Annotated in this window: 2 protein-coding genes; both read left to right on the plus strand. The window is 70.0% G+C overall.

Annotation, left to right across the window (positions count from 1 at the left end; genetic code table 11):
• Positions 1-2 precede the first annotated feature (2 nt).
• Positions 3-1205 carry a hypothetical protein gene (locus NV348_RS32335; RefSeq protein ID WP_447150272.1) on the plus strand — a complete coding sequence of 401 codons (1203 nt, stop codon included), beginning with the start codon at positions 3-5 and terminating at the stop codon, positions 1203-1205.
• Positions 1206-26369, plus strand: a complete 25164-nt coding sequence (locus NV348_RS32340) for a C2 family cysteine protease (RefSeq protein WP_447150273.1) — start codon at positions 1206-1208, stop codon at positions 26367-26369.

Consider the following 26369-nt stretch of genomic DNA (forward strand, 5'->3'; position numbering starts at 1 on the left):
TGATGGGCGAATCGCAGTCGAACAACCGCAAGGTTGAAGTCGACGCCGAGGTGCTGATCGCCAAGGGCAAACAGCTCGCCGACCTGCCGAGCGCGAGCGGCGGGCTGTTCGACATCATGAACAAACTCAGCGGCGACCTCGCCCGCCTCGGCACACCGTGGGGCGACGACGAACTGGGTGACCAGTTCGCCGACGGCAAGGACGGCTACCTGACCGCGAAGGAAGGGCTGCTCGGCAACGCCAGCACCGGGCCCGATGCCCAGGGCGCGGTACCGATCTACGGGCAGCTGCTGATCAACTACGGCCGCAGTCTCGAGGAAGCGGGCAAGCGGTTCTCCGCCGGTGAGGACCTGTTCGCCAACTGGATTCTGAAGAACTACGTCAACGAGGACGCCAAGGGCGACCCCGGACAGTATACCGGTCCGCTCAGCTCCGACCCGAACCATCCGAGCAACAAGAAGAATCAGGTTCCCCCGCCCGGCGGGAATCAGGACAAGGACGGCAGCGGGAACTCCGGCAACGGGAACAACGGTGGCGGTGGCGGTGGCCCGCAGCTCGACTCGAAGGGCGGCAGCGGCCCCGACCTCGGCAACAGCGGCCTCGGCGGAAGCGGGGCGGCCCCCGACCTCGGCAGCATGAAGGCAGGGCTGGGTGGACCCGAGTCCAGCTCGACCGACACGCCGCCGCTGTCGAATCTGTCCGGCAGCACCCCGAACTCGCCGCTCACCGCCGAGCTGGACGGCACCTCGAACAAGGCCGTCGACCCATCGGCGGACCCCACCTCCCTGTTCGGCCCCGGCACGTACGGGCCGGGTCTGAGCCCCTACGACAGCAAGGCGATCGACCCGGTGACAGGCAAGCCGCTGGACAAGTCCGGGCTGCCGATCGGCGGTACGCCGGGCAAAGGCGGTGCGCCGCTGGGTAACCCGCTGTCGCGGCCGACCGGTGCGTTCGACGGGGAGAAGCTGGCAGGCAAGTCCGGCCAGGGCGCGAACCAGGGCCGTGCGGGCGTCGCGGGCACCCCGATGATGCCGGGCATGCCGGGCAGTGGATCCGGCGCGCCGGGCGGCGCGTCGACCGGCGACCCCAAGGACAAGCGGCGCGAACGGCGCAAGGACACGCCGGCGGCGGAGGAAGTCGACATCGACAGCACCGGCGGCGGTCCGTGGACCCGCGCCGGATGGCGAAACAGCGAGCGGCAGTAGATGTCCGGCGTATCGGCATCGGATCTGAAGCTGCCCGAGGAAATCCAGTTCCTCTCGTGGGTGGCCGGTGGCGCCTGGCCCAAGGGCAGCGAGAACGGGATGTTCGCGCTGGCCGACGCGTGGGAGGAGGCGGGCACGGGGCTGGCCGGTGTGGTCGCCGATGTCGAGGAGGTCGTCAAGGACATCCTGGGGGCGTACTCGTCGCAGAGCGACAATTCGACGCTGGCGCGGACCTTGAAGAGCCTGACCGACGAGTCGGAGGACGTGTCGCTGCAGAAGATCGCCGAGGCGATGACGCAGATCTCGAAATCGTGCGACAAGGTCGGCTGCGCGATCGAGGAAAACAAGTGGATGATCATCATCGGCTTGCTGCAACTGGTGATCGAGATCGCCTGGGCGCTGTCGAATCCGGTCACGGCCGGTTTGGCGCCGGTGAAGATCGCGCTGTACAAACTGATCTTCCAGTGGCTCAAGGTCCTGCTGATGGAGATGCTCAAGGCCGCGATCAGCGCCATGCTGATCCAGATGGTGCTGAACTCGCTGCTGCAGGCGGGGCAGATGGCGGCGGGCCACCGCGAGAATTTCGACACCCAGTCCTTCGGCGCGTACGCGCTCGGCGGATTCATGGGCGGTGCGTTCGGTGGGCTGTTCGGCAAGATCGGCGGGGATCTGTTCAAGCAGCTGGGCAAGCAGTTCACCGGCACGGCGTTCGACAAGATGTGGCAGCGGATCGCGACCGGGTTCGTCGCCGGTGGCGTCGGTGGTATCGGCGGCATGATCGGTGGTGGCCTGTCCAATCAGATCATCTACGGCCAGCCGTTCGAACTGGACCCGCGCATGTTCGCCTCGGGTTTCGGCGCCGGGTTGAGTGGTGGCGCGCGGGGTGTGCGCGCGCCGAAGGTCTCCGTGCACATCGATGTGAACCCGAAGCTGTCCGCCGGGTCGCTGGGTGCTGGGCCGCCCTCGCTGGCGCCCGGCGGTAGTCACGCCGGGTTGGCGCCGGAGAGTCCGCACTCGAAGGTGAGCTCCCCGTCGGTGGACGGGTCGTCGATCGGGCGCACGGGTGACGGTGCCGGGTCGAACGCGTCGGTGCACTCCACCGGCGACGGTGCCGGGTCGAACGCCTCGGTGCATTCCTCCGGCGACGGCGCTGGCTCGGTCCAGCACGATCAGCAGTCGTCGGCGCTGGGTCATGATGTCGGCGAGGGTGATTCGGCGTCGACGTCGACGAGCCACGACCTCGGCGCGAACGGCAACCGGGACACGACGTCGCTGTACAGCTCGACCTCGACCTCCGACGGCCTGCAGATGCTCGACACCGGGTCGAATTACGGTGACAAGACGGGGAATCTGCATGTCGCGACGCCGATGGAGGGTTCCGGTGCGTCGCTGACCGCCGAGAATGGGAACTCGCCGAAACTTTCGCAGGTGTCCGATGTCGCCCCCGGCGCGTCGGCGGCGACGCATTCCGCATCGCAGTCCACCGCCGCCGGTCGCTCGGACGTGGGTCTGTCCAACACCGGGCAGCAGGCTGGTGCACCGGTCGCGAAGCCGTCGACGGTGGCCAATCTGTCGTCTTCGTCGCCGTCGTCGAGCAGCTCTCCGATATCGGGCGGCAGTCATGCGCAGCCGTCCCCGTCCCCGTCCCCGTCGGCGCCGGTCGCGCGGTCGACCGCGTCCGCCTTCTCCGGTAGTACCGACGGCTCGGTGGTGCAGACCAAGACGAACACCGCCCCGGTGCCGACCAAATCGTCCGCCGACAACGGATCGCAGGTCACGCGACCGGTGGCGAATACGCCGGAGACGCCGAAGACACCAGAAGCGCCGAAGACACCGGAACGCCCGAAGTCGATCGCGGAGTCCGTGCGCAGTGAGCAGACGGCGCGCAGCTACCGGACGGCGGAGAGCTTCAAGTCCGATGCCACCGGCCGGTCGACCGCGACGGCCGCCACGTCGGAGACGGTGCCGGTCCCCGAGAAGACCGACGCCGGTTCGGTCGCCGGGGACAAGGTGACCGAACCGGCAAAGGGGCAGGAAGGCTCGGCGCTGTGGCGGGCGCTGACCGAAGAGCGCTGGCGGATGGTCGATTCGAGCCTGACCTCGCCGGTCTGGCCCGGTCTGCGCGGGTTCATCCACCAGATCATGCCGTTGACGGAGTTCCGGGATTGGCTGAGCAACCGGCCGTCCTCGGCCGTGCCGCACGAGCCGTACCGGGCGCATCAGGGCAACGATCTGTCCGTGCGTGACCACTACGGGTGGGAGCCCTCGGGTGCGAAGGACGGTGACGCCGACGGGAGGCCGGTGGCGGGCAAGCCGAATCTGCTGTCGCGGAATGTGCACTGGTACACGGAGAAGGAACGGGCACAGCACCGTTTCACCCTGGGCGACGACCTGACCTGGAAGAAGGCAGGCGACGGCGACGGTGAACCGCCGGTCGGGAAGAAGCCCGCCGCGTCGACGACATCGGGTGATTCGGCGGAGGAGCCGAAGGGTAAGGCAGGCAAGACGCCGCCTGAGGTGACGCCGGTCAAGAACATGGTCGGGGACGACAGCGACATCACGAAGACGATGCCGCGCTACGGTCCGCTGCTGAAGCGGTGGGGCGAGAACGAGGCGCCGACGATGCGCACGGTGGTCGTCGACCACGACGGGAACTGGTACATCAGCAACGCGGAGCACGAGTCGTTCCACAATGCCGGTGTCTACGCGGCGTTCCAGGCGCAGTTCGTCCGGGGCAAGCTGACCGCGGTCCTGGACTGGGCGGGCGCCTACGAGATCGCCCCGGCGCGCACGCGCAAGGTGCTGACCGATCTCGGCCTCTACGAGACCGTCGAACACTTCGACCGTGGTGGCCGGAAGTATTCGGCCGAGGACAAGGCGAATTGGTATGCGGCGGAACCGATTCCGTCGGTCAAATCACCGGCCGAGAATGCGGAGAACGCCGGGAGCGCCGACAAGGAGCACGACACCGAGGGGCCACTCCAGGGTGGGGTGAAGTGGGACGACATCGCCGACCTGGGCGATGAGCCGAAGACGCTGTCGAAGGCCGACTGGGCCGACGCCGACATCACGAATGTCACGGTCGCCGTGCTCGGCGACAAGACGACCGCGCACTACATCTGGCGGGCCGCCGGGGACGGGACCTCCACCGAGAACAGCCGGTGGCGGCGGCTGTCGGACGACGGCGACGGTGTGGTCGAAAAGGATTTCACCGGCGACATCACCGATGTCCTGTCCGATCCGCGGTTGACCGAATTCGCGGTGCCCGCCGACACCGACATCGTGGTGAAGAAGACCTCGCGACCCGACCACGGCGACGGCGACGACGCGCTGGGTGCGGCGGGACGCCGGGACGGATCGGGCGAGGGCGGCGACCGTGATCTGCTCACTGTGCCACCGCGCGAAGGCGGGTCGCCGGAACAGGATTCGGCGCCCGTACCGCCGAAGGATCCGGCGGCAACGGCCAAGCACTTCGAGGACCAGGCCCGCGAGATCCTCGACCAGCACCGCAGACAGGTCGGCGACTGGTCCAAGCTGACGACCGACGACCTCACCGAGCTGCTGAAGGGTGCGGCCACGCACGACGATCCGGCCAGGGCCGAGGACTACCGCAAGGCGGTGGGCGCCGCGGTGGAGCTGATCCTGCGCGAGGACGGCAAGCATGCCTATGAGACCCAGGTGATGGGCACGATGGCCATGCACACCGGGCCGATCCGGATGGCCGCGGGCGAGGGCAAGTCACTGGTGTTCATGGCGACAGCCATGCTGATGGCGTCCTCGGGCGACGGTCCGGTGCACGTCTACACCACGCGGGATACGTTGGCGGACAAGGCGTTCGCCGACTTCTCGAAGACGTTGAAGAAGTACGGTTTCGAGATCGGCCGGTTGCGGTCGGACAGTCTGCCCGACGGTCTCACTCCCGATCTCGACCCGGCCGCGCCGCCGAAGCCGACCATCTACATCGGCACCGTCAGCGACGGCGTGTTCGGCCGGATGCGGGGGATCGAGGTGCCGGGCAAGCGCGCGTTGATCGACGAGATCGATGAGGCGCTCGGCGGTTCGAGCTCGTTCATTCTCGCCGACCGCGGCGGTGTCGCGTCCGAGCACGTGGCGACGACGGTCAATGCCGCGCAGAAGTTCCTGTCGAAGCATCTGGCGGACGGGACGCTGACCCTCGAGCATTTCGGCAAGACCGATGAGCGGGTGGGTCCGGCGAAATTGACCCCCGAGGGCGTCAAGGTCGTCGAGCAGTTGTTGCGGCCTCGCGGGTCGAAAGCGCTTGATCCGCAGGAGCTCGCCGAGCAGCTGCAGGCGGTGGAGATGGCCGCGACCGCGCGCTGGGAGTACCCCGAGAAGGACTCCTATGTCATCGATGAGAAGAACCAGCGGGTGGTGATCATCGACAAGATCAGCCACAAGGTGATGGCCGATGCGAAGACCTCGACCGAGAGCCGGTGGAACGGTGGGCTGGCGCAGGCGATCGAAGCCAAGCACGGTCTGCCGATCCGCAGCGACACCGGTTCGGCGCAGAGCATGACCGCGAAGGAGTTCTTCGCGCAGTACTACGACAAGGTGACCGGTGCGTCGGGCACACCGGACGGTGCGGCGGCGGTGCTGGCTCAGCTCGGCGCGCCCGACATCGTGTCGATTCCGCGGAACAAGGAATCGCGGTTGACGATTCTGGACCCGGTGACGGCGGTGGATCAGCCGACCAAACATCGCATGATCGCCGACGAGATCATCGGCGCCCATCGCGACGACCCGACACCCCGGCCGATTCTGATGATCGCCAACCGCAACAGCGAGGTCGCCGCGGTGTCGGACCTGTTGGGGCCCACCGTGAAACACACGCGAGTCGACGCCGAGCAGTTCCTCGCGTGGGGTGAGCATGCCGAGGGCAATCTGCTGAAGCTGCTCGAAGTCGCGGGCGAATCCGGGTCGGTGTTGCTGATCAACCGGCAGGGTGGTCGTGGCGTCGACATCTTCATCGACGAGCTGATCGACAAGGCAGGCGGTCTGCACGTGCTGGTGACCAGCAAGTCGGATCTGCGGGATATCGACATCCAGGCCGAGAGCCGCGCCGCGCGCAACGGTCAGCAGGGCAGCGCCCGGTACTACATGGCCGCCGACGACGAGCTGTTCGCGCACTCGCCCGACCACCAGATCTCGGTGATCCAGTACCGCGACGCGGTCGCCGACCACAACGCGGCCGTGGCCACCCACACCAGGTCGGCCGCTGACCTCGATGCCGCCGTCGCCGCGCACGACGCGGCCGTGGCCGCCCGCGACACCGCCGACACCGACCACCGGCATCTCGTCACCGAGTCGACGACCGCCACGGCCCGGCGCGACGCCGCGAACGCGGACTACGAGGCCGCCCGTGCCGCCCTCGCCGTCGCCGACTCCGCCGACCGCGCCCCACCCGCCGAGCGGGCGGGCGGGCACACCCGCGCCGGTGTCGCCGCCGCCGAAGCCGCGCGCGACGCGGCGCGCGAGGCCCGCGATGCCGCCGCGGCGGCCGCCGACGCGGCCGACGCGGCCGCCCGCGCCGCGGCCGGGGTCGCCCGCGATGCCGCCGAGGCGGTGCGCGAGACGCAGGCCGCGCGAACAGCGGCCGAAGCGGCCGAGGAGGCGGCGGCCCGCGCTCGCACTGCGGCCCTGCTCGAGCGGGACGCGGCGGAGAACGTCCTGCACGACGCGGTGCCGGACCTGCAGGCGCGCAATGCCGCCAAGCAGCTGGCGGACAGCGTCCGGCTCCCGATGTCGACCAGCTCGCAGGACCGGACCCTGATCGATCCGGCTGTCACCAGCCCGGCGATCCACGCTCCCGTCCGCAGCGGCGACGAGCTTCCGGCCGAGCACGACGACCACTGGTCCGCGCAGCCGGAATTCGATGCGGCCGTGCACGGTCCCGGTGACACCCGGCCCGAGCCGCCCGCGGCGACCAAGCCGGTCATGCCGGTCACCGTCGCCGAGATCGACAATCCGGGGTTGCTGATCAGCGATGTCACCGGTCATCTGGTGCCGGTGGCGCCGGGTGCGCGCCTGGCCGTCGACGACAATGTCGATGCCTCGTTCCGCGAGGTCGAGGTGCCGGGCGCGGGCCGGGTGCTGCTGCCGAACGCGCTGATCGCGACGGCGTTCGACCAGGTCCGTTCGGCCGCCGGGTCGTGGCAGCTCGTGCCGAAGGTGTCGGGCGTCGTCGCCTTCGACGCCGACAGTCACGCGCAGGTACTGCCGGGCGCGCCGATGTTCGTCCGGCCCTATCACGACGCCGACGAAAGCCGTTCCCGCATGGAGGTTTTCGGTGGACCGTCGGTGGGCTGGCTGCGGGTCGACGCCGACCGCAGCAGCGTGCGGTCGCGCCGCGCGCATGGCCCGCTCTACCCGAGCGATGTGGAGGTGCCCCGGCCCGCCGATGTGTTGCAGGGCTCGGCCGCGGACTGCTATCTGTTCGCGAACCTGCTCGGCATGGCCTCGAACACGCCGAGCCTGATCACCGACATGATCGCCCCGGCCGTCGTCGACGGCCAGCCGGTGTACCGGGTCCGGTTCTACGACCCGGACACCACGGACTGGGTGTGGGTGACCGTCGACGACACCTTCTATGTCAACGCCGACGGGACGATGACCTACGCGGTGCACGGCGCCGATCAGCCGCTGTGGGCGGCGGTGATCGAGAAGGCGTGGGCGGTGTTCCACGGTGGCGACCACGGCTACCACGGCCTCGACCTCGGGATGCCGGGAAAGACCGCCGCGATGCTGCGGCCGCCGACGCTGCCGGGACCCGCGACCGGACGCGCCCAGCCGACCCGTGCGGTCGACGAGCCGATGTTCGCCGATCCGTTCCAGCTCGACCGCGACACCCTCGCCGACCTGCTCGGCCGGTCCGGGTTCGCGCGGATGGTCCTCGACGCCGAGTCCAGGTTCGCCGCGCTCGGCCGCGGCACGGTGGCCCAGACCAGGGACAAGTTCCTGGTGTTCCTCGACAAGGAGGTCAAGACCGCCGCGACCCGCGCGGGCGACCGGCTGCGCCGGGCGCAGGTCCGTCCGTCGGAGCTGGCCGATATGGACCGCGCCGCGGTCGCGGAGATCCTCGGCGGCGACGGGCTGGCCGACGCGGTGCTCGAGGTGCTGGCCGACTGGGACGCCGACGACGATACGTTGGGCCACCACCGATTCAGTACGTTCCTCTCCGAGCAGTGGCAGGGCCCGCGGCGGGCGCTCGAACAGCATCTCGACGCGTGGAAATCGGACACCAAGCTGTCCGACACCACCGTCGCGCAGTGGATGGCCGACCGCATCGACCATCTGGTCCGGCGTGGCGACACCGTCAGCCTGGGCACCAAGGCCGCCTTCGACAGCGCCACCTACCGTCCGAGCAGCGTCCTGACCGCCAAACACGCCTACTCGGTGGTCCGGGTCGACCGATCCGGCGTGGCGACGCGCGTGGTGATCCGCGACCCGCGATACGACCGCGAAATCGGCGTCCCGCTCGACGAACTCAACCAGTTCACCACGATCAGCGCCGCGGGCGCAGGCACGCTGTTCGCCTTCGGCGCCCCCAACGTCACCGCCGCGTCGTCGTCCACGGTGGCCGCGCCGGCACCAGCGGGGGATCTGCTCGGTGTGTCCAACCCGTTCCGGCGCAGGCCGGCGGCGGGGGAGACCGCGCGGTTCACCGCCCCGCCCGCACTGCCCGGATTCGGCCTCCTGCCGAGTTCGGTCCAGCGCGCCGAGAAGACCATCGACTGGTGGACCGCGCACGGCGAAAGATGGTGGAACGACCTGCGTTTCGCCGAACTGCCGCAGGACGCGCAATACCGCCTCACCACCAAGCATCACAAGCTGCGCGACCTGGCAGGCATCCCGGCCGCCGTCCGCGACCAGATGAACCGCGCCTACCTCACCGCGGAACTGGACCGGCTCGCTCGTGTCCAGAGCGAGCGTCAATTCACCGCCGGTGAGCGCACGCTGCACCTGTTCGTGTCGCAGGCGAGCCGGGGACTGGCCCAGGCCGAGGACTACGCGCGCCGCGGCGCCGAGCTGTCCGGTATCGCCGCGCCACCGGTGTACCTGCTGAGCTTCCGGCCGCAGGCGTTCGACGGTGCGGGCTCGATGGTCCTCAGCTACGGCGACGCCGACCGTGCCGACACGGTGGCGTGGCATGTGCCCGGCGAGCGGACGGCCGGGCGGCCACAGCAGTGGCGGGGTCTGCGGACCGGCATGGACCTGTACACCGCCGCCGAACACGACAGTCTCGCCGCGAGTACCGCGGTCGTCGTCTGGATGGCCTACGACGGGGCGTTCGGGCCCGAATCGACTGCCTCCGCCCTGAATTGGGCGAAGGACACCGCAGCGGACGGCAAACAGCGGCTGGCGTCGGCGGTGTCGCGATTCCACGGCGTCAGGACCGTGCTCGTGCGCGCCGGCGCTGCCCCGCCGCCGCACACGCTCGAAGTCCACGACCATCGGTGGCGCACGAATCCGGGCGAGATCCACGACCGGCCAACCCGCCGCATCGACCAACCGGTCAACCGCGCACTGCACGGGCTCCCGGCGGCGGACCCCGGCCTCGCCGTGCCCGTACTGGTCTCGATGCCGGTCACGCGCCGCCTGTTCACCGGTGTTCCCGGCGAGCGGGATGTGCTGCGGGACAACGATCGTCGGCATGCCGGCGACCAGCGCCTGTCGGACCTGCTGCGTGAGCTGGCCCGCGAACGTCCCGGCTGGGTGCGCCGCATGGTCCGCGAGCGCCTCGACGGCGCGTACGAGGTGCGGTTCACCGGGCAGGACGGCCGCGCGATCCGCGTCGCCGTCGACCGCCTGTTCCCCGCCTACGACGGCGCGATGGCCTACGGCGCGCACCGACCGGATCGGCCGCTGTGGCCGCTGGTGATCGAGAAGGCGTGGCAGACCCTGGAGGGTGCCTACGGTGCCGGGGCCGTGGATGTGGCTGCCGCGCTGCGTCCTACAGGTGAATGGGCGTCGGCGGGCAGGGGCACCGAATACCGGATCGACGAGCACCCGATGACCTTCAGCGCGCCCGAGCTCGCGACCGTGCTCGGCGATGCCGGCGCGGCCGCCGTGATCGCGGGCCTGCGCGACGACTGGTCGAGCAGGCGGATGGTGGCGCGGGCGCTGCCCGTCCTGGAGGCCGTGCGGGCCGCGCGGGCCGCCGCGCGCACCCCGGTGCAGACGGTCGACGTCGTCCTCGCGTGGCTGCAACAGGGTGAGGTCATCGCCGACGACCATCGGTTCGAAGCCGAGCTGCGCATATCGACGGGAGACCAGCCGCAGCTGCGACGGTCACTGCGGGAGCTGCGCACCCACCTGCTCGCCGCCGGTGCGGCGGTGTCGGAACGCTGGCCTGCCCTGTTCGACGCGCTGACGGCGAATATGACCGAGGCGGAGTTCGCGAACTGGGTTCGTACCAACGATGTCTCGACCACCACGGGTTTGCGCGCGTTCCTGGACGAGCAATTCGTCGGCGCCGAGCAGCAGGCCGGGTACGACGCGGCGTGGCGGCGCCTCGTCGACGCTGTCGCGGACTGGGAATCGGATGCGCCGGTCGGCGCGTCCCCCCTGCTGGACTCGGCCGGATCGCGACTGCGCGGGCTGTTCGAGCACAGCGGTGCGCTGTTCGTCCGCACCCGGCCGACCTGGGCCACCGGCCCCACCGGCACCGGACTGCTCGGCGACTACCGGTATGAGGTGTCGAACGTCTTCGTCGACGACACCGACCGGGTCACCGCGGTACTGCTGACCGACGACGCCGGGCGCGAAACTACTGTCCCCGCACGCTTTTTCAACCAGTTCGTGGTGTTCGCCGTCGATGACCAGGCCGACCGGCCCCTGCGCGCGGCCGCCCCCGCGCCGCCGCAGTACCCGGCCGATGACCTCGCTCCGCCGGAGTACCAGGAACTCGCGCCGCTGGACCAGTACCTCGACGAATTCGGCTTCCCGGTGCCGCACGAATTGGTGGCGGCCATCGTCGACCGGTACGGGTCGCAGATCGTCGTGCCCGCCGGGGACTTCGATGATCTCGACCAGGCGCCGATCGCCGAGGTAGCGGCGACTCCGCTCGGTCTGCTCGCCGCGCGTGACCTCGACGGTCCGCTGTTCGGTCCGGGCGGGCGTCCGCTCGCCGATGACCTGCGGCACCTGCCGCAGTGGCCGGTGGTACGGCAGCTGCGGAACCTGGCCGCCGACCCGGCGGCGCTCGAGCGCCTGCTGCGCCCCGTCGTCGAGAGATCCGAATCCGATACCCGCGTCACCGGATTGGATGTGCTGCTGCCCGTGTCGGGGACACCGACCTGGATCCGGGTGCAGCGCTCCACGGCGCTCCCGCGGACGGGGCCCGCCGATGCGCCGGTCTGGGGTGCGATGTTCCTCGAGGCGCTGGCCGCCGCCCGCGTGCTCGAGAACCAGGACGCCTCCTGGCAGGCGGTCATGCGTTTCGACTTCACCGAAACCGTCGAAACCGATGATGCCGGACCGATTCCGCTGGTCCCGGCGGGGACGAGGACATCGGACGCCCCGGTAGAGTATGTCCGCAGCTATCCCATCCGGCGACCCGGTGTCACCGGCTCGAATGTCGTGTTCGGATATGAACGGGTCCTGCCGACACCGATCGGCAACGGTGTCGTCCAGCTGGAACGCCTCGATGCCGACGGTGACCTGGTGACTGTCGACCGCGACGAGCTGGCCGACCTCGGGCTGCCCGCCTTCAGCCAGCTCCGTGGTGCGCCATGGCCCGACGCGGTCGGTCCGCTGGCCGATCACCTGGCGCACCTGCCGGATTCGCCTGCGGTGCACCAGTTGCGGCAGCTGGCCGCCGAGGACCCGAACCGCCTGCGCGACATGGTCCGCGTCGACGGCGACGGCACGACGGCCACGGTCCACCTGCTGATGCAGGGCACGCCGCAGTGGGTGCGGGTCACCGGGGTGACGGCGCTGCCGGGGCCCGCGCGGGACGGGACCTGGGCCGGTCATCCGACCTGGCCCGCCTTCGTGCTCGAAGCCTACGAGGCCACGCGGGACGACAGCGATCACGAGGACACCGACGTGATCGAGCACGATGACCAGGAACTGTTCGCGCCCTTCCCGATCGCGGACGAGCAGATCACGCCGCCCACTTTCGTCATCGACGAGGTGGCCGGACTCGGTGTGCTGCACGCGGCGGCTGCCGCGTCGAACCCGTTCGGTCCGCACAACGGCATGATGGCCGGTCCGGTGCTCGCCCCGATCGGGCTGGGGACCAGGGTCGTGTACGGGTACGCGCCACTGCTGCTGGCGGATGGCTCGGTGGTCGAACCGTTCGACGGCGGCATCCTGTCGTTGCAGGCGCGGTTCCTGAGCGCCGACGGCACCGACATGGCACGGGTCACCGGTCTGAGCGGGACCGTCGAGCTGCCGATGGCGATGCTCGGCGCGCACGGCTACCACTGGGATCCGGTGCACGAGTGGCTGGCCAGATCGATCCCACTACCCAACGGGGAGTTGGTGTTCGAGCATCAGCGGGTGGTCGTCGATCCGCGGCCGTTCCCCGGCCATGTGCTGCTGCACGTCGGCGAACGGCGCCACTGGATCGACGAGCAGGTGGCCGCGCGGTTCGGGCTCATCCGGCCCCGTGGCACGCAGGTCTCCGGTGCGCTGACACTGCCGTCCGGCGCGCAGGGGATGATCTCGCAGCTCCCGGTCGTGGTCGACCCGACCCCGCAGACCCGGCCGGGCCAGATCCGGCTGCTCAACGAGGGTGAGCCGCTGTGGGTCGCCGAGGACCAGGCGGCGGCGGCCGGACTGCGGCGGGCGCGACGGCTGGACCGGCCGATCTTCGGCGAACGCGGGCCGACGATCGCCGACCTCGCTGGTCTGCCGGACTGGCCCGAGGTCCAGGAGTTGCGTGCGCGCGCGGCGACTCCGGTGAACATCCTGAACATGGTCCGCTACGTCGTCGTCGACGGCGGCGCGATCAGGACGGTCGACGCGGTCCACACCGCGCTCTTCCCGAACCACGTCGACAAGCACGGCAACGTGCTCAGCCGGGGTGGCGGGGTGATCGTCAGCAACAGCAACGTGATCGGCATCGATGTGCTGCTGACCGTGGCCGGGCAACCGCGCTATGTGCGGGTGGACCGAGCCACGGTGATCCAGGCGATGATGTCGGACGCCACGCCGTCGTGGCCGTTGCTGTTCCTGGAAGCGGTCGGCGCGGTGCGAGCCTACGAAACGGGGATCGGGGTACCGGTCCACACCGCCCCGCGCGCGGCGCCCACCCTGCTGACGCAGGCCTTCCACGCACCGTTCGATGACGCACCGGCGCTGGGGAATCCCGCCCCGCCGGTGACCGCGCAGGAGCCGCGGTTCCCGCCGGCGCGGTTCGCCGCGGACATCGAGATGGCGCTGCCGCGGCCGTCGAACGGTCCGCAGGCCGCGGGGCGGGTACTGACCTCGCCCGGATCCCGGCTCGCCGTCGAATTTCCACCGCTGTTCCACTTTTCCGGTGCTGGTCAGCGGGTGTGGCCGTCGTTCGAGGGCGGGATCCTGTTGGTCGCCGGAACCGTGGACGAGCGGACCGGGTTCGTCTCGCTGTCCGGACCGAACGGCACCCTGCGCGTCTCCCTGGCCGAACTGGCCGCCAAGGGATATCGCTGGGACGCGGCGAACGGGTGGTATGCGCGCGCGGTGACCGTCCAGACGCTGGACGCGGGCGACGTGGTGCTGTTCGAGCATCAGACCGTGGTCGCCGAACCGCACCCGCGGCTGCCCGATCACCTGTCGGTGCGTGTCGGCGATCGGACGTATTCGCTCGCGACGGCCGAGGCGAACCGGATCGGAATCCACCTGCCACAGCAGCTCGGCGGCGACCTCTACGGTGCACACGGACCGGTTGCCGAAGACCTTGCGGGACTGCCGGAGTGGGCTGCCGTTCGGCAGCTGCACGAGCTCGTCGCCGACCCGGCGGCGATCACGTCGATGCTGCGCCCTGTCCGCGACCGCGACGGGAACCTGACCCACGTCGATGTGGCCGTGCTGGTGGCCGGTGAACCGCGGTGGGTCCGGGTGGACCGCTCGACCGTCGTCCCGGCAGATCCCGCGGTGACCGACCTCGCCACCACCCCGATCTGGCCGTACGCCCTGCTCGCGGCGCACCTGGCGGCCAGGACCATCGATGACGCGGCGGCGATCGACGACCTCATGGTTTCGCAGCGGCTCGGTAATCGGGCCGCGGCGCTGGTCAACCACGGCCTGCTCGCCGAGGACATCGAACGCGCCGATGAGGACGATGTCGCCGCAGGGCTCGATGATGAACTGGCACCGCCCGTTACGGAGACGATCGCCGACGTCGAGGATCTGCCTGGCGCCGGCACGCTCCTGCTCGACACCGCGCTGCCCGTGAGTGGTCCGGTCGCGGTGGACAGCACGCCGAATCCGGTCGCCGATCTGCTGGACGAGGGGGAACTCGCCGCGCTGTTCGACACCCCGGAGGTGGAAAGCGCGGCGTTCGAGCGGGCGGCGATCCCGATGCCGGACGGCTCGGCGGTCATCGCACCCGCAGGCATGGAGTGGCCGATGCCGGTCACCACGGCACACCTTCCGGCCCAGCCGGGCACGCTGCTGGTCAGCGACAACAAGCAACGTCTGGTCGCCATCCGGACGGCCAGGTCGCTGCCCGTGCTCGCGCGGGAAGCGGACGGCCATGTGCGCGTACAGCTTCCGGACGGCCGCAGCGCCGTCCTGACACCCGAGATGGTCGCCGCCGCGTTCGTGCCCGGCCGCAGGCTCAATCGGGCCGATGGTCAGGAGCTGCTCAGGCCCCGCATCCCACCGACCCCGCACAGTCCGGGCTGGGTCGTCGATGCCGCGGGCGCCGTTGTCGAGTTGCCCGGCAAGGCATTCCGGGTACGGCCGCACTCCGGCGAGCCCCGCTACTCGATGGCGTTGCACGCGGGTTCCGAATTCGGTTGGTACGCGGTGGAACCCGCGCGACTCGACGTGAAGGCCGAACGCGCGCGCGGGCCGCTGTACGGCCCGACGGGGCTGCCCCAGCCGGGCGACGCCAAGCAGGGCCGCCTCGGTGACTGCTATCTGATCGCGCCGCTGATCGGGATGGCCACCGACCACCCCGGCCTGATCACCGACATGATCAAGCCGGTCGACCACCTCGACGGCATGTACGACGTGCGCTTCTACGACGAACAGACGCACGCCTGGGTGTGGGTCCGGGTCGACGACACCTTCTACCATCGCGGTACCGACGGCACGATGATCTACGCGGTGCAGAACCCGGATCAGCCGTTCTGGCCCGCGCTGATCGAAAAGGCCTTCGCGATCCTGCGCGGCGGCGCGGCCGGCTACCAGGGCATCCACGGTGGCAATTCGGCTGCCGCCATGGCGACGCTGCGTCCACCGGTGCTGCCGGGGACCGCGGGCCGCAGCCAGCCCTCCGCGAGTGAACGGCTCAGCATGACCCGGCTGCCGTTCCTCGTCGACTACGACACCATGATCGACATCGCGGGCAGTGCGGGATTCGTGCGCATGATGCAGGACTGGGAGCGCGAATTCCGCACCGCGCGGCTCGCGCAGGACGATCTCGGCGGCGCGTTCAAGACCCTGGCGCTGAAAGAAGTGAACGCTGAGCTGAAGCGTGTCCGCGCGGCGCTGGACAGCCCCGAGCTGGCATCGGTGCCGCTGTCGGAGATCGCCCGTGCGGACCTGATCGCGCAGCTGGGCGACAACGGCACGATCGACGCGGTGCTGGAGGCACTGGAGGCCTGGACCAACGACGACAATCGGGCCGGCTTCGTCAAACGCCTCGGCAAGCAGTGGCGGTCCGCGAGCGGCAACATCGAACAGCACCTGTCCGCGTGGTTCGCGAACACCAAGCTCGCCGACACCACCGTGGCGCGGTGGCTGGCCGCGCGCATCGAGTTCCTGCTGTCGCGGGGTGACACGGTCACCCTCGGCACCAGGTCGACCATCGCGCGCACCTATCACCCGACAGCCCCGGTCATTCCGGGCCACGGCTACTCGGTGCGCGGCGTCCAGCGGTCCGGCGCGGAGACCTACGTCGACGTGGTCGATCCGCACCGCCCCGGCGTGGCCCTCCGGATTCCGCTCAACGAACTGAACCTGTTCCGCACGCTGAGTTCGACCGGTGCGGGCACCCTGTTCGCCTCCGGCGGACTGCCCGATCAGAGTGTCAGCGCCGCGGCCCGGCCGACGAGTGAGGTGCTCGAACCCGCCCCGGCCGCGCCGGAATGGGCTGTCGAGGTGGAGCAGTGGTTCGACGGTGCGTGGACCGCGCCGTCCGGTCCGGTCGCCGACTGGCGGCCGGAGAACCCGGCCGACATCCTGCTGCTCGGCACCCCGACCCAGCAGCTGTTCGTGCTGCATCGCGGCCGGGCCGGCCGGATCGAGGCGCTGGATTTCCAGGGCAGGCCGGTCGCGCTGGACGAGCGTGGCATCGGCGGGCTGATCAGCGACCACCAGCTGACCGAATTCCTGGTGGGCCGCATCGAGATGGCCTCGCAGCACGAGGTGACCGGGCGGGTGGTGTCGTTCACCGGGTTGATCGACGAGTGGGTCGTGCCCGCGTTCGTCGCACCGGTGGACGCGGTGATCGACCGCGAGACCCTGGTGGCCGTGCCGACACCGCCGCGCGTGCGGGTGCCGGAGGACGGGGTGCTCCTCGATCAGGGCCGGGGTCTGGAGGACGGGCAGCGGTATGCGGTGCGTCAGTCCAGTGATCCGGCGCTGGTGGAGGTCAAACCCGTCAGCGGTGGTGACGCGTGGCTGATGTCGGCCGACCAGGCCGCGACGTTCGGGCTGTACCCGGCGCAGCCGATCGACGGCGAATTGTGGGGGCCGGAAGGTCCGGCCCCGGAGGATGTCCCGGAGTCGCTGGGCGACAAGGAGTTCACCGAGCAGCTGCGCGAGCTGGCACGGCGGGATCCGGGCGCGATCGTCGAAATGTTCGTGATGGCCGACGCCGAGGACCGCGCCACGGCGAGCCGCTACCGCATCATGATCGCCGACAGCGCCGGTCCGGTGCTGGTGGAAGTGGACCGCCTGCTGCATCCGGATGCGGATGGTCGGCCCGTGGTCGAGGACGGGCGCCCGGTGTGGCCATATCTCCTTCAGAAGGCCTACGACAGAACACGATTCGCCGAAATCCTCGGATTCGACACCGCCACGACCGATTTCGCGCCCACCCGCGATCAGCTCCAGAAGCTGCCTGCCGGTGCGCAAGTGGTCTCCATCGCGGCTGACGGAAACTGCTTCTTCCGTGCCATTTCCGCCATCACTGGACAGGATCACGCGACCATTCGCGCGGATCTCATCGACTATCTGCTCGACCAGCGCGCGGAATTCGAACAGTTCGTCGCCGTCGACGAGGGCGAATCTCGTGCGCGGAAGTTCACCGACGAGGTCGAGGCGTTGCGTCGCGACGGGACGTACGCCAATGATGCCGCCGACTTCCTGGTCGTGGCCGCCGCGCGACGGTACGGCATCGACCTGGCGGTGATGGACGACGCGGGGAACATCGTCGAGACGCACGACACCACCGGATCCGGGACGCGGAACTATCTGCTCCGGCGCGAGGTCGCCGGGGGTCACTACAACCTCGCGACGGTGACCCAGCAGCCGTCGGGGCAGCCCGGTAACCCGAGCGGGACACGACAGCGCCAGGGCGCGCGCCGGCTGGTCGGTGCCGCCGCGCGACGGCTGCTCGCGGTCCTGGCCGCGGTTCCGCGCACCCCGAAGACCCCACGGACCGTGGATCATTGGTTCGACAAGGAGCTGCCGCCGCTGCCGGTGGCGTCGGCACGCACCTCGGCGAACATCGATGCGCCACTGTGGGAACACGCCCTCGACCAGTGGTTCGACGGGGACTGGTCCGACTTCTCCGGCGCGGCGGCGCAGTGGCGCCCTGCCGATCGGGCGGAGATCATGCTGCTCGGCACGGCGACGCGGCACCTGTTCGTGCTGCACAGCGGCCCCGCGGGACGGGTCGGGGTGCTCGATTTCGACGGCAGGCCGGTCGTGCTGGACGAACGCGGGATCGACGGACTGATCAGCGACCACCAGGCGACCGAATTCCTGCTCGGCCACATCGAAATGGCGCCGCAGCACGGCCGGGTGATATCGCTGACCGGACTCGACACCCTGCTCGCGGAGGAAGAGGACACCTTCGCCGCGCCGACCGACGACACCACACCGGCGCAGGCGACCGATCTCGCGCGTGCGCTGGACTCACTGCGGGCAGTACCCGACTACGGCGCGGAACTCGCCGCGCAACAGTACGGACCGGAATCCGGTGTCGCCCCCGCGTACGGTGGGCCCGTTTTCGCCGGCACCCGCACCCCGGTGCCCGGACGGCGAACCGCCGCCGAGGACATCGTGCTCGCCGGTGTCGCACCGCTCCCCGAGGTGACGGTCCCCCCGCTCCCCGCCGGCCTGTACGAGAAGCGCCGCATCGTCGTCGGACCCGACGGCCTGCTGTACCGATCCGACGGCAGCCTCTTCGACACCCTGTGGGCGGCGAGCCCGCACGGTGGCCACCAGCAGCCCGCGCACCTGACACCGTCGCCGATGAACCGGCGCGCCATCCTGGTGATGGACGAGCGCGGCAACATGTGGGCGGTCCCGTCGGGCGAATTCGACGGAACGACGATCACCCCCGCGTCCCTGCTCGGGGCGGGGCGGGCCGCCGCGTCGGCGTGGGTCGAGGTGCGGGCTGGCGTGCTCACCGTGATGGCCGACGCGAACGGCGAGTACGGGTTCGACATGTCGCAGCACAATGGGCAGGCGCTGCTGTACCTGATGCGCGGGCAGCCCGCGGACGCCGGGCCGGTCGCACCGAGAATGATTGTGGCCGAGGACTTCCGGCACCTGCGCTACGTCGGCGCCGGGCGGACCCCGAGCGAACCGGGCTGGATCGAGCAGGACTGGATGGGCGACCGGACGGCGCCCGAGCAGGTGGCCGCACCGCTGGCCACCGCGGCGCGCAGGCTGCTGCCCATCGCGCCCGACGGCGCGACCAGTCAGCTGGTGGAGACGACGTTGCAGACCAGGGGTTCCCGCGTGTGGCCGCGCGAAGTTCTCACCATCACCACGGTTTCGGGGACCTCGCTGCAACCATTGCCAGGCGGCATCCTGCGGCATCGCGGCCTGCCGACGCGTGTGCGCGCCGACGGCAACGGCGAGCGGTCCTACTTCGTCACCGGGGCGGACGGGACCGGCTGGGTCAGCGGCCGCACACTGCACGACAACGGCTACCGCCTTGACGCGGCCAACGGGCGGTTCGCGCGGGACCTGACCCTGCCCACGTCGACCGGCCCGATCACGCTGTCGGTCGACGAATTCGTTCGCGTCGAGCGCGACCCCGCGGCACCGGACCGGGTGCTGCTGTACCGCGGCAACCTCGCCCCGGTATCGGTGGCCGCCGACGAGGCCGACCGGCTCGGCCTGCGCCCGCTGCGCCGCCTCGCCCATCGCGTGTTCAGCACCTCCGGTCCCTCGATCGACGACCTGGCACACGTCGACCTCGCCCCCGATTCCGCGGTGCTGGAACAACTTCGCGATCTCGTCACCCACAACCCGAAGCGCCTCGTGTCCATGTTCACCTCGCTGGGACGGGATTTCGGTGTGCTGCTGATGGTGCGTGGCCGTCCACGCTGGGTCCGGGTCGACCGCTTCACCACCCTGGACTTCACCGGCACGGACGCCGATCCGATCTGGCCACTGCTGATGCTCGAAGCCGTCGCCGCGGTGCGCAAAGCCGAGGACCAGCACGACGCTCAGCTCAGCCTGCACGACAGGGAGTACGACACCGACGCCGGAATCTGGCTCCCCGCGGCAGCCGTCGGCGCCGACCTCGACAACCAGGTGGCGACCTGGCTCAGCGCGGTCACCGACGGCCCGCCCGCGGCACCCGAACCGACCGTGGCCTCGGACAACGAGCAGACGGAATGGGAACGGGCACAGGTGCTGATCGTGTGGAACGACGCCGCGGGCAACGATCCCGACGCACAGCTGACGCTCTACGACCCCAGCCGCGGCATCACGGTCCAGCTGACCCGGCAGGAGCTGGCGGACCAGGGTTATGTGCACTCGAACACCGAACTCGGCAAACGCTTCACGCTGCCGATCATCGAGAACGCCCATGGATTGGTGGCCGGACCAGAGCTGAATCCCGGTGCACCGCAGCTCTATCCGTCGGCGGTGACACCGGCGATCGTCGACGAGCCCGGCGCCGTCGGTCAGCTGCCCGCCGCCGACATCCAGGTCCCACCCACCGGGGCCACCCTGCCGACCGCGATCGGACCGCTGCACCTCGCCGCGGGCACCCGCATCGCCGCGCGCCACACCATGAGCGACCCCGATCATGTGTGGATCCGGGAACCCGGTCAGGCCTCGTGGCATCTGGTTCCCGCGGCGGCCCTCGCCGCCGCGGGAATGCCGGTGCCGCACGTCGTCCGCGTCCTCGGTGACCTGTTCGGCCAGGACGGACGCCCGTACGCGGGTGACACGGGGCAGATCGGCCTCGGCACCTGCTATCTGCAGAGCCTGCTCCGCAGCCTCACCACGACCCACCCCGACTGGATCCAGCAGATGGTCGAGGAACGCGACGGCGGCTTCGCGGTGCGGTTCACCGGGCCAACCGGGTACGTCTGGATCACGGTCGACCGGCGGTTCTACGCGGTCGGATCCGGTGCGGGCCAGCGACTGGCCTACGGCTTCCACGCGCCGGGGGTGCCGCTGTGGGCTGTCGTCATCGAGAAGGCGTTCGCGATCTACGTCGGTGGCGACCGGGGCTACGCCGGCATCAGCGGCGGCACCGCAGCGGCCACCGCGGCGATCCTGGCGCCGATGCACGCGTGGACCTCGATCGGACGGCCCGCGCGCTTCCGTGCCACCGACGATCTCGGGTACGCCCATCCCATGACGATGGGCCAGGACGCTCTGGCCGCCCTGGTCGGCAGCTCGGCGCTCGCCCGCGACGTCCTGCGGCTCGAGCGGGCGTGGCGCGAGCGCATCAAGAACCAGACCGAGTCGGGCCGCGAACACAATCCCTATGTGCCCGAAGGCTTCCGGGCCTTCCTCCAGTCCACGATGGACCCCGCCGGCTTCGATCAGCTGCTGCGGGCGACCGCACTGTGGGACGCCATGCGGGACTGGGACTCCGGCCGCCCCCAGCCGACCGGGTCCGCGCTGACCCGGTGGGCACTGGACCGGATCGGCTACCTCGTCGACCACGGCGACGCCGTCGTCCTGGGCACCAGGGGCGATCTCGACCAGAACGCGCCAGGCAACATCGGCTTGCTCACCGGCCACGCCTACACCGTGCTCGGGGTGAACACCGATGCCGCGACCGGACACGTCACCGGTGTCGTCGTCGTCGATCCCGGCCGGAGCATGTACGACCCGGCCGCGTTCATCACCGTGGCCGAGACCCACCTCAATGCCTTCATCATGCTCTCGTCCGCCGGATCGGGCAGCTGGGGAGCGCACGGCCACGACTATCTCCCCACCCAGCGCATCGGTTTCGGGGCGCCCCAGGCGGAGCCGCCGGTCCCGAACCGCTCGACCCGCCCGAGCGCGTCGCCGTGGACGATGTCGGTCAACGACGCGCCGGTGAATCAGCCGGTGGCTCCGCCCATTCGCCGGTCCACCCGGCCGACGGTGGTGGCGCCGGTCGCCACTGTCGTCGCGACCACACCGCCCGCGTCGGAGTTCGCGCTTCCGCCCGCCGCGACCGACGTTCCGCGCCAAGGATTCTCGCTCGACGCCTACAGTGGGCACCGAGTGCGCTTGGCCGGCGGGGCACGGGTCCCGCTGCGGGTGCACGAAGACCACGTCTGGCTCTGGGCCGCGTCGGATCAGAACCCGACGCCGCAGTGGCACCAGTTCGACAAGGGCGCGGTGACCTCACGCGGGGTCGAAGTGCCGCAGGTGGTCAGGATGAACACTGTCCTGTTCGACCCCGACCGGCTGCCCTCGGTCCTCGATGTCGAGCAGGGGATGTTCGGAACCTGTTATCTGATGGCGGATCTGATCGGGCTCGCCCAGCAGCATCCGGACTGGATATACGACATGATCATCGAAATGGCCGACGGCACTTTCGATGTGCGGTTCACCGAGCAGATCGACGACCTGCACCGGCGTGAAGTCTGGATAACGGTAGACCGGAACTTCTATGTCTACGACGCCGAACGTCCCTACGCGCAACGCAAGTCGGGGATGCCGCTATGGGCGATGGTGATCGAGAAGGCCTGGGCGAAGTACCGCGGCGGCGAGGACCGCGGCTATGTCGGCATCGAAGGCGGCAGCGCCGCCGCCACCGCCGCCGCGTTCGAGCCGCCGACCGTGACCGGCAGGCACGGCAGGCTGGTCTCCTCGCGCGCCATGGACGACCACTATTTCGCCCACCCGCTCACCCTCGGGCAGGACGCGCTCGCCGAGCTGATCGTGGGACCCGGTGTGCAGGACGAGGATTCACACCACAGGGCGCTTGAGCAGGCCGCGGAGATCCTCGATCTGGAACCCGCGTGGCGCGAGTGGATGAACCGGTGGGCCGACCACACGAACTGGGATCGGGCCAGGAGCGTGTGGCGCTCGCTGCACGGAACGAACTCCGCGATCGACCCGAACGAACCGCGGTATCGCCAGTGGCTCGACGCCAACAACGCGCACACCTCGGCGGGATTGCGGATCTTCCTGCGCGAGGTCCTCAGCGTCGACCGGTACGCGGCGCTGGCCCCCGCGCTCGCGGTGCTGCACACCGAGATGGCGAAGTGGGAATCCGGCCAGCCGCTCGACGAGTCCTCGGTGCTCACCCAGTGGGTCGCCGATCGGATCGCCCTGCTGCTCGCGCGCGGCGACAACGTCACCGTCGGCACGCGCCGCGTGCGGAGCGGAAACGTCCACCCGCACACCGGATTGCTGGCCGGGCACGGCCTTGCGGTGACGCGGGTGGTGACCGAGAACGGTCGCGCGACCGCCCTGGAGTTGCGTGACCCGACCGACTGGATCGACCACCCGAACGGTGTCGCGCCGTCACGCATCGTGTCGGTGCGTCACCTCAACCAGTTCCTGCTGCTGAGTTCCGCCGGGCCGGGCACCCGGTTCGCGCACGGGTGGGACGCGTTCGTGACGCCGACCTACTGGCCGGTGCGGGCCAGTGCCGTGGTCGGCCACGGGGCACTCGACCTCGCGGGAACAGCGGCGGATCGCACCGTGCTGTCGCCGCGGAACGAAGTGACCGATCAGGACGTCCCGTTGACCGCTATCGATTCCATCCTGGCGCATCGGGAGGGCACGGACAGCCAGGACCTGCTTCCGGCCGCGCTCATCAAGATTCGCACCGACCTCGAGTTCGAATCGAACGGGGAGCGGGTGCAGCTCGAGGCCGGGTCGCGGGTCGCGGTCCGGCTGGACTCGGGCACCGCGAACCAGGTCATGGTGTACGCGGAGGCGGACGGGACAGCGGGGCCGACCTGGCATGCGGTCGATCGGTCGGTGCTCGAGGCCGCCGATGTGGTGCTACCGGTACTCATCCGGGTGTCGGGCCCGCTGTTCGGGACCGGCGGACTTCCGGCCGCCACCGATGTGAAGCAGGGCGATATCGGCACCTGCTATCTGATGGCCGACCTGATCGGCCTGGCCGCCAAACATCCGACGTGGGTGCAGCAGATGATCCGCCCGCGCGATGGCGGCGGCTGGGAAGTGCGGTTCACCGAGGAGGTCGTCGACGAGAGCGGGCGTCCGGCGCCCCGCGCCTCGGCGTTCGAGGATCCGGTCCGTCGTGAGGTCTGGATCGCGGTGGACGACCGGTTCTACGCCGTCGGCACGGACATGGCGTACGCGGCGCACCAGACCGGTCACCCGCTGTGGCCCGCGGTGATCGAGAAGGCATGGGCGATCTACACCGGCAAGCACGAGGGATACGCCGGTATCGAGGGCGGACTGCCCGGCGCCACCGGTGCCGCGCTGTGGCCGACGGCACTGACCGGCAGCACCGGCCGGGCGCTGTCCAAGCGCGCCGTGGACGACATGGGTTTCGCGCATCCGATGTCGCTCGACGTGGATCTGGTGGCGGGGATTCTCGGCGACGCGGAGCTGGCGAACGAGCTGCTGAGCCTGGAGTCGGAGTGGCATGCGTGGATGGACGGCTGGTCGGACCTGTCGACCTGGGACCGCGCCGCCGGGGAAATGGAGCGGATCGACAACCTCGGACTGTCCGAGGAGGCCGCCTCGGCCGAATTCTGGGACTGGCTCGGTCGCCAAGACGCGCGAACCTCTACCGGATTCGCCGAATTCCTGAAGACCACGTGGGCTTTCGACGACACCAATCCGCTCGCCCAGCGATTGGCGCCGCTTTTCGACGTGATGAGGCAGTGGGAATCCGCGGCGCCGATGGCCGATTCGCCGGTCGCGCAATGGGCGGGTGATCGGATCGCGCAGCTGCTCGCGCGCGGCGACACCGTCGTGCTGTCCACGCGTCGGCTCGACGTGGGCAGAAGGCACCCCCACACCGACCTCACGCATCAGCACGCGCACGTGGTGGCCGGTGTCGTCACCGACGAGGCGAGGACCGTCACCGCGGTGCGCCTGATCGACCCGTTCTGGTGGCTCCCCGAGCACCGGTTCGCGGACGGCATCGAGGTGCCCCTGCGGCATCTCAACCAGTTCGAGAGTCTGTCGTCGGTCGGGATGGGCGCGCGGATGGCCTACGGCTGGGACCATGCCGTGCCGACCGCGGAAGGGTACGGAGCGTCGCAGGCGGGAGACGAACTGGCACAGGCACTCACGTCCACGCTCGCTCTCGATGCCACCGAGCTCACCTCGTCCAGCCGGCCACAGACCGATCCCGCGGTGTGGGCGCTCGAGGTCCTGCGCAGCAGCTCGACGATGAATCGTCGCGAGTGGCTCGAGCACGCCGCGACCGGGATCGAGGATCACGACGAGTACGCCGCGCGGCGCTACGGCGATCAGGCCGCGGCGATTCTGCGTGACCTCGAGCTCCTCAACAGCCAGGTCGGCGCCGCGGTGAGCGGTGACTTCCGGCAACTGCTGATCGATCCCGGCGTCGTCTCGGCGACGCACCGGGCCGCGTTCGTGCGGTTCGCGCAAGAGGGCACCTGGGCAGGCAAGTCCGTGTTCGAGATCCGGCACGCCTTCTCGGATTCGCTGCCGACATCGACGTACTACCGTGCGCTCAAGCTGACCGAGGACGCGGCCGCGAAGATCCAGGCCGAGACCGGTCTCAGCAGCCGCGCCTGGCGCACGGCCACCGCCGACCCCGGCCTCGGGAACGCGATCCGCGCGCGGCAGCCCGATCTGCTCGATACCCGTGAAATCTTCGACACGCCACTACGTCAGGCGATGACGAACCACATCCGGCCCTTCGCGCGAGCATCCACGATGCGACCATGGGCCGTCCTGAAGCCGGTCGACAGCTACAAGCCGACCGCGAAGCGGGAGCTGTATCCCCCCGGCGGTCCCCAGCGCATCGACCAGACCAGAATCACGGTCCGCGCGACGGAGCTGCGGGAAAGGGAATTCGGCTACTGGCGGCGGTATCTGGAGGACGCGGCGAGGCAGCTGAACCCCCAGCTCGGACCGGAGGCGTTGTCGCCGAAGGTGTTCGACAAGTTCACCCCCGTGATGAAGTCGCAGATCCACGCCATCGCGCGGGCCGCGTACACCGCGGCCAGGGCCGCCGACCTCCAGCGGCTCAAAGACGCCGACGCCTTCCAGTCGGTCACGCTGGATCAGCGGGTGGCGAAGTCGGTCGCGACCACGCCGGAGATGGCAGGGCAGCTGCGCGACGGGGAGTCGATCTACCTGTTCGAACTCGCGCTGTCCCCGCTCGACGTCATCGATCCGGCGGACTATGTGGACAGCAGCGAAGCGCCGAAGGCCGTCCGCTTCGGCGACGGCGACTGGCTGGTGTACACCGGCGACATCGAGGGGATCGTGCTGGGGCACATCCACTCGTCGGAGATCCGGTCGGCCGCCCCGCTCGATCCCGCACAGTGCCAGGACTGCCAGATGGAGCTTTCGTGGGATCCCGTCACCGGCCAGGTGACCACGCACCAGCATCCGCCGGCCGCCGGGTCCCCGGATTCGCCGGACTTCCTGAACCTGAAGTGA

The sequence above is a fragment of the Nocardia fodinahabitans genome, from assembly GCF_052983615.1.

What these genes read in the sequence shown, in the direction of transcription:
- NV348_RS32335 (WP_447150272.1), top strand. Translation starts at nt 3, where the DNA reads ATGGGCGAATCGCAGTCGAACAACCGCAAGGTTGAAGTCGACGCCGAG.
- NV348_RS32340 (WP_447150273.1), top strand. Translation starts at nt 1,206, where the DNA reads ATGTCCGGCGTATCGGCATCGGATCTGAAGCTGCCCGAGGAAATCCAG.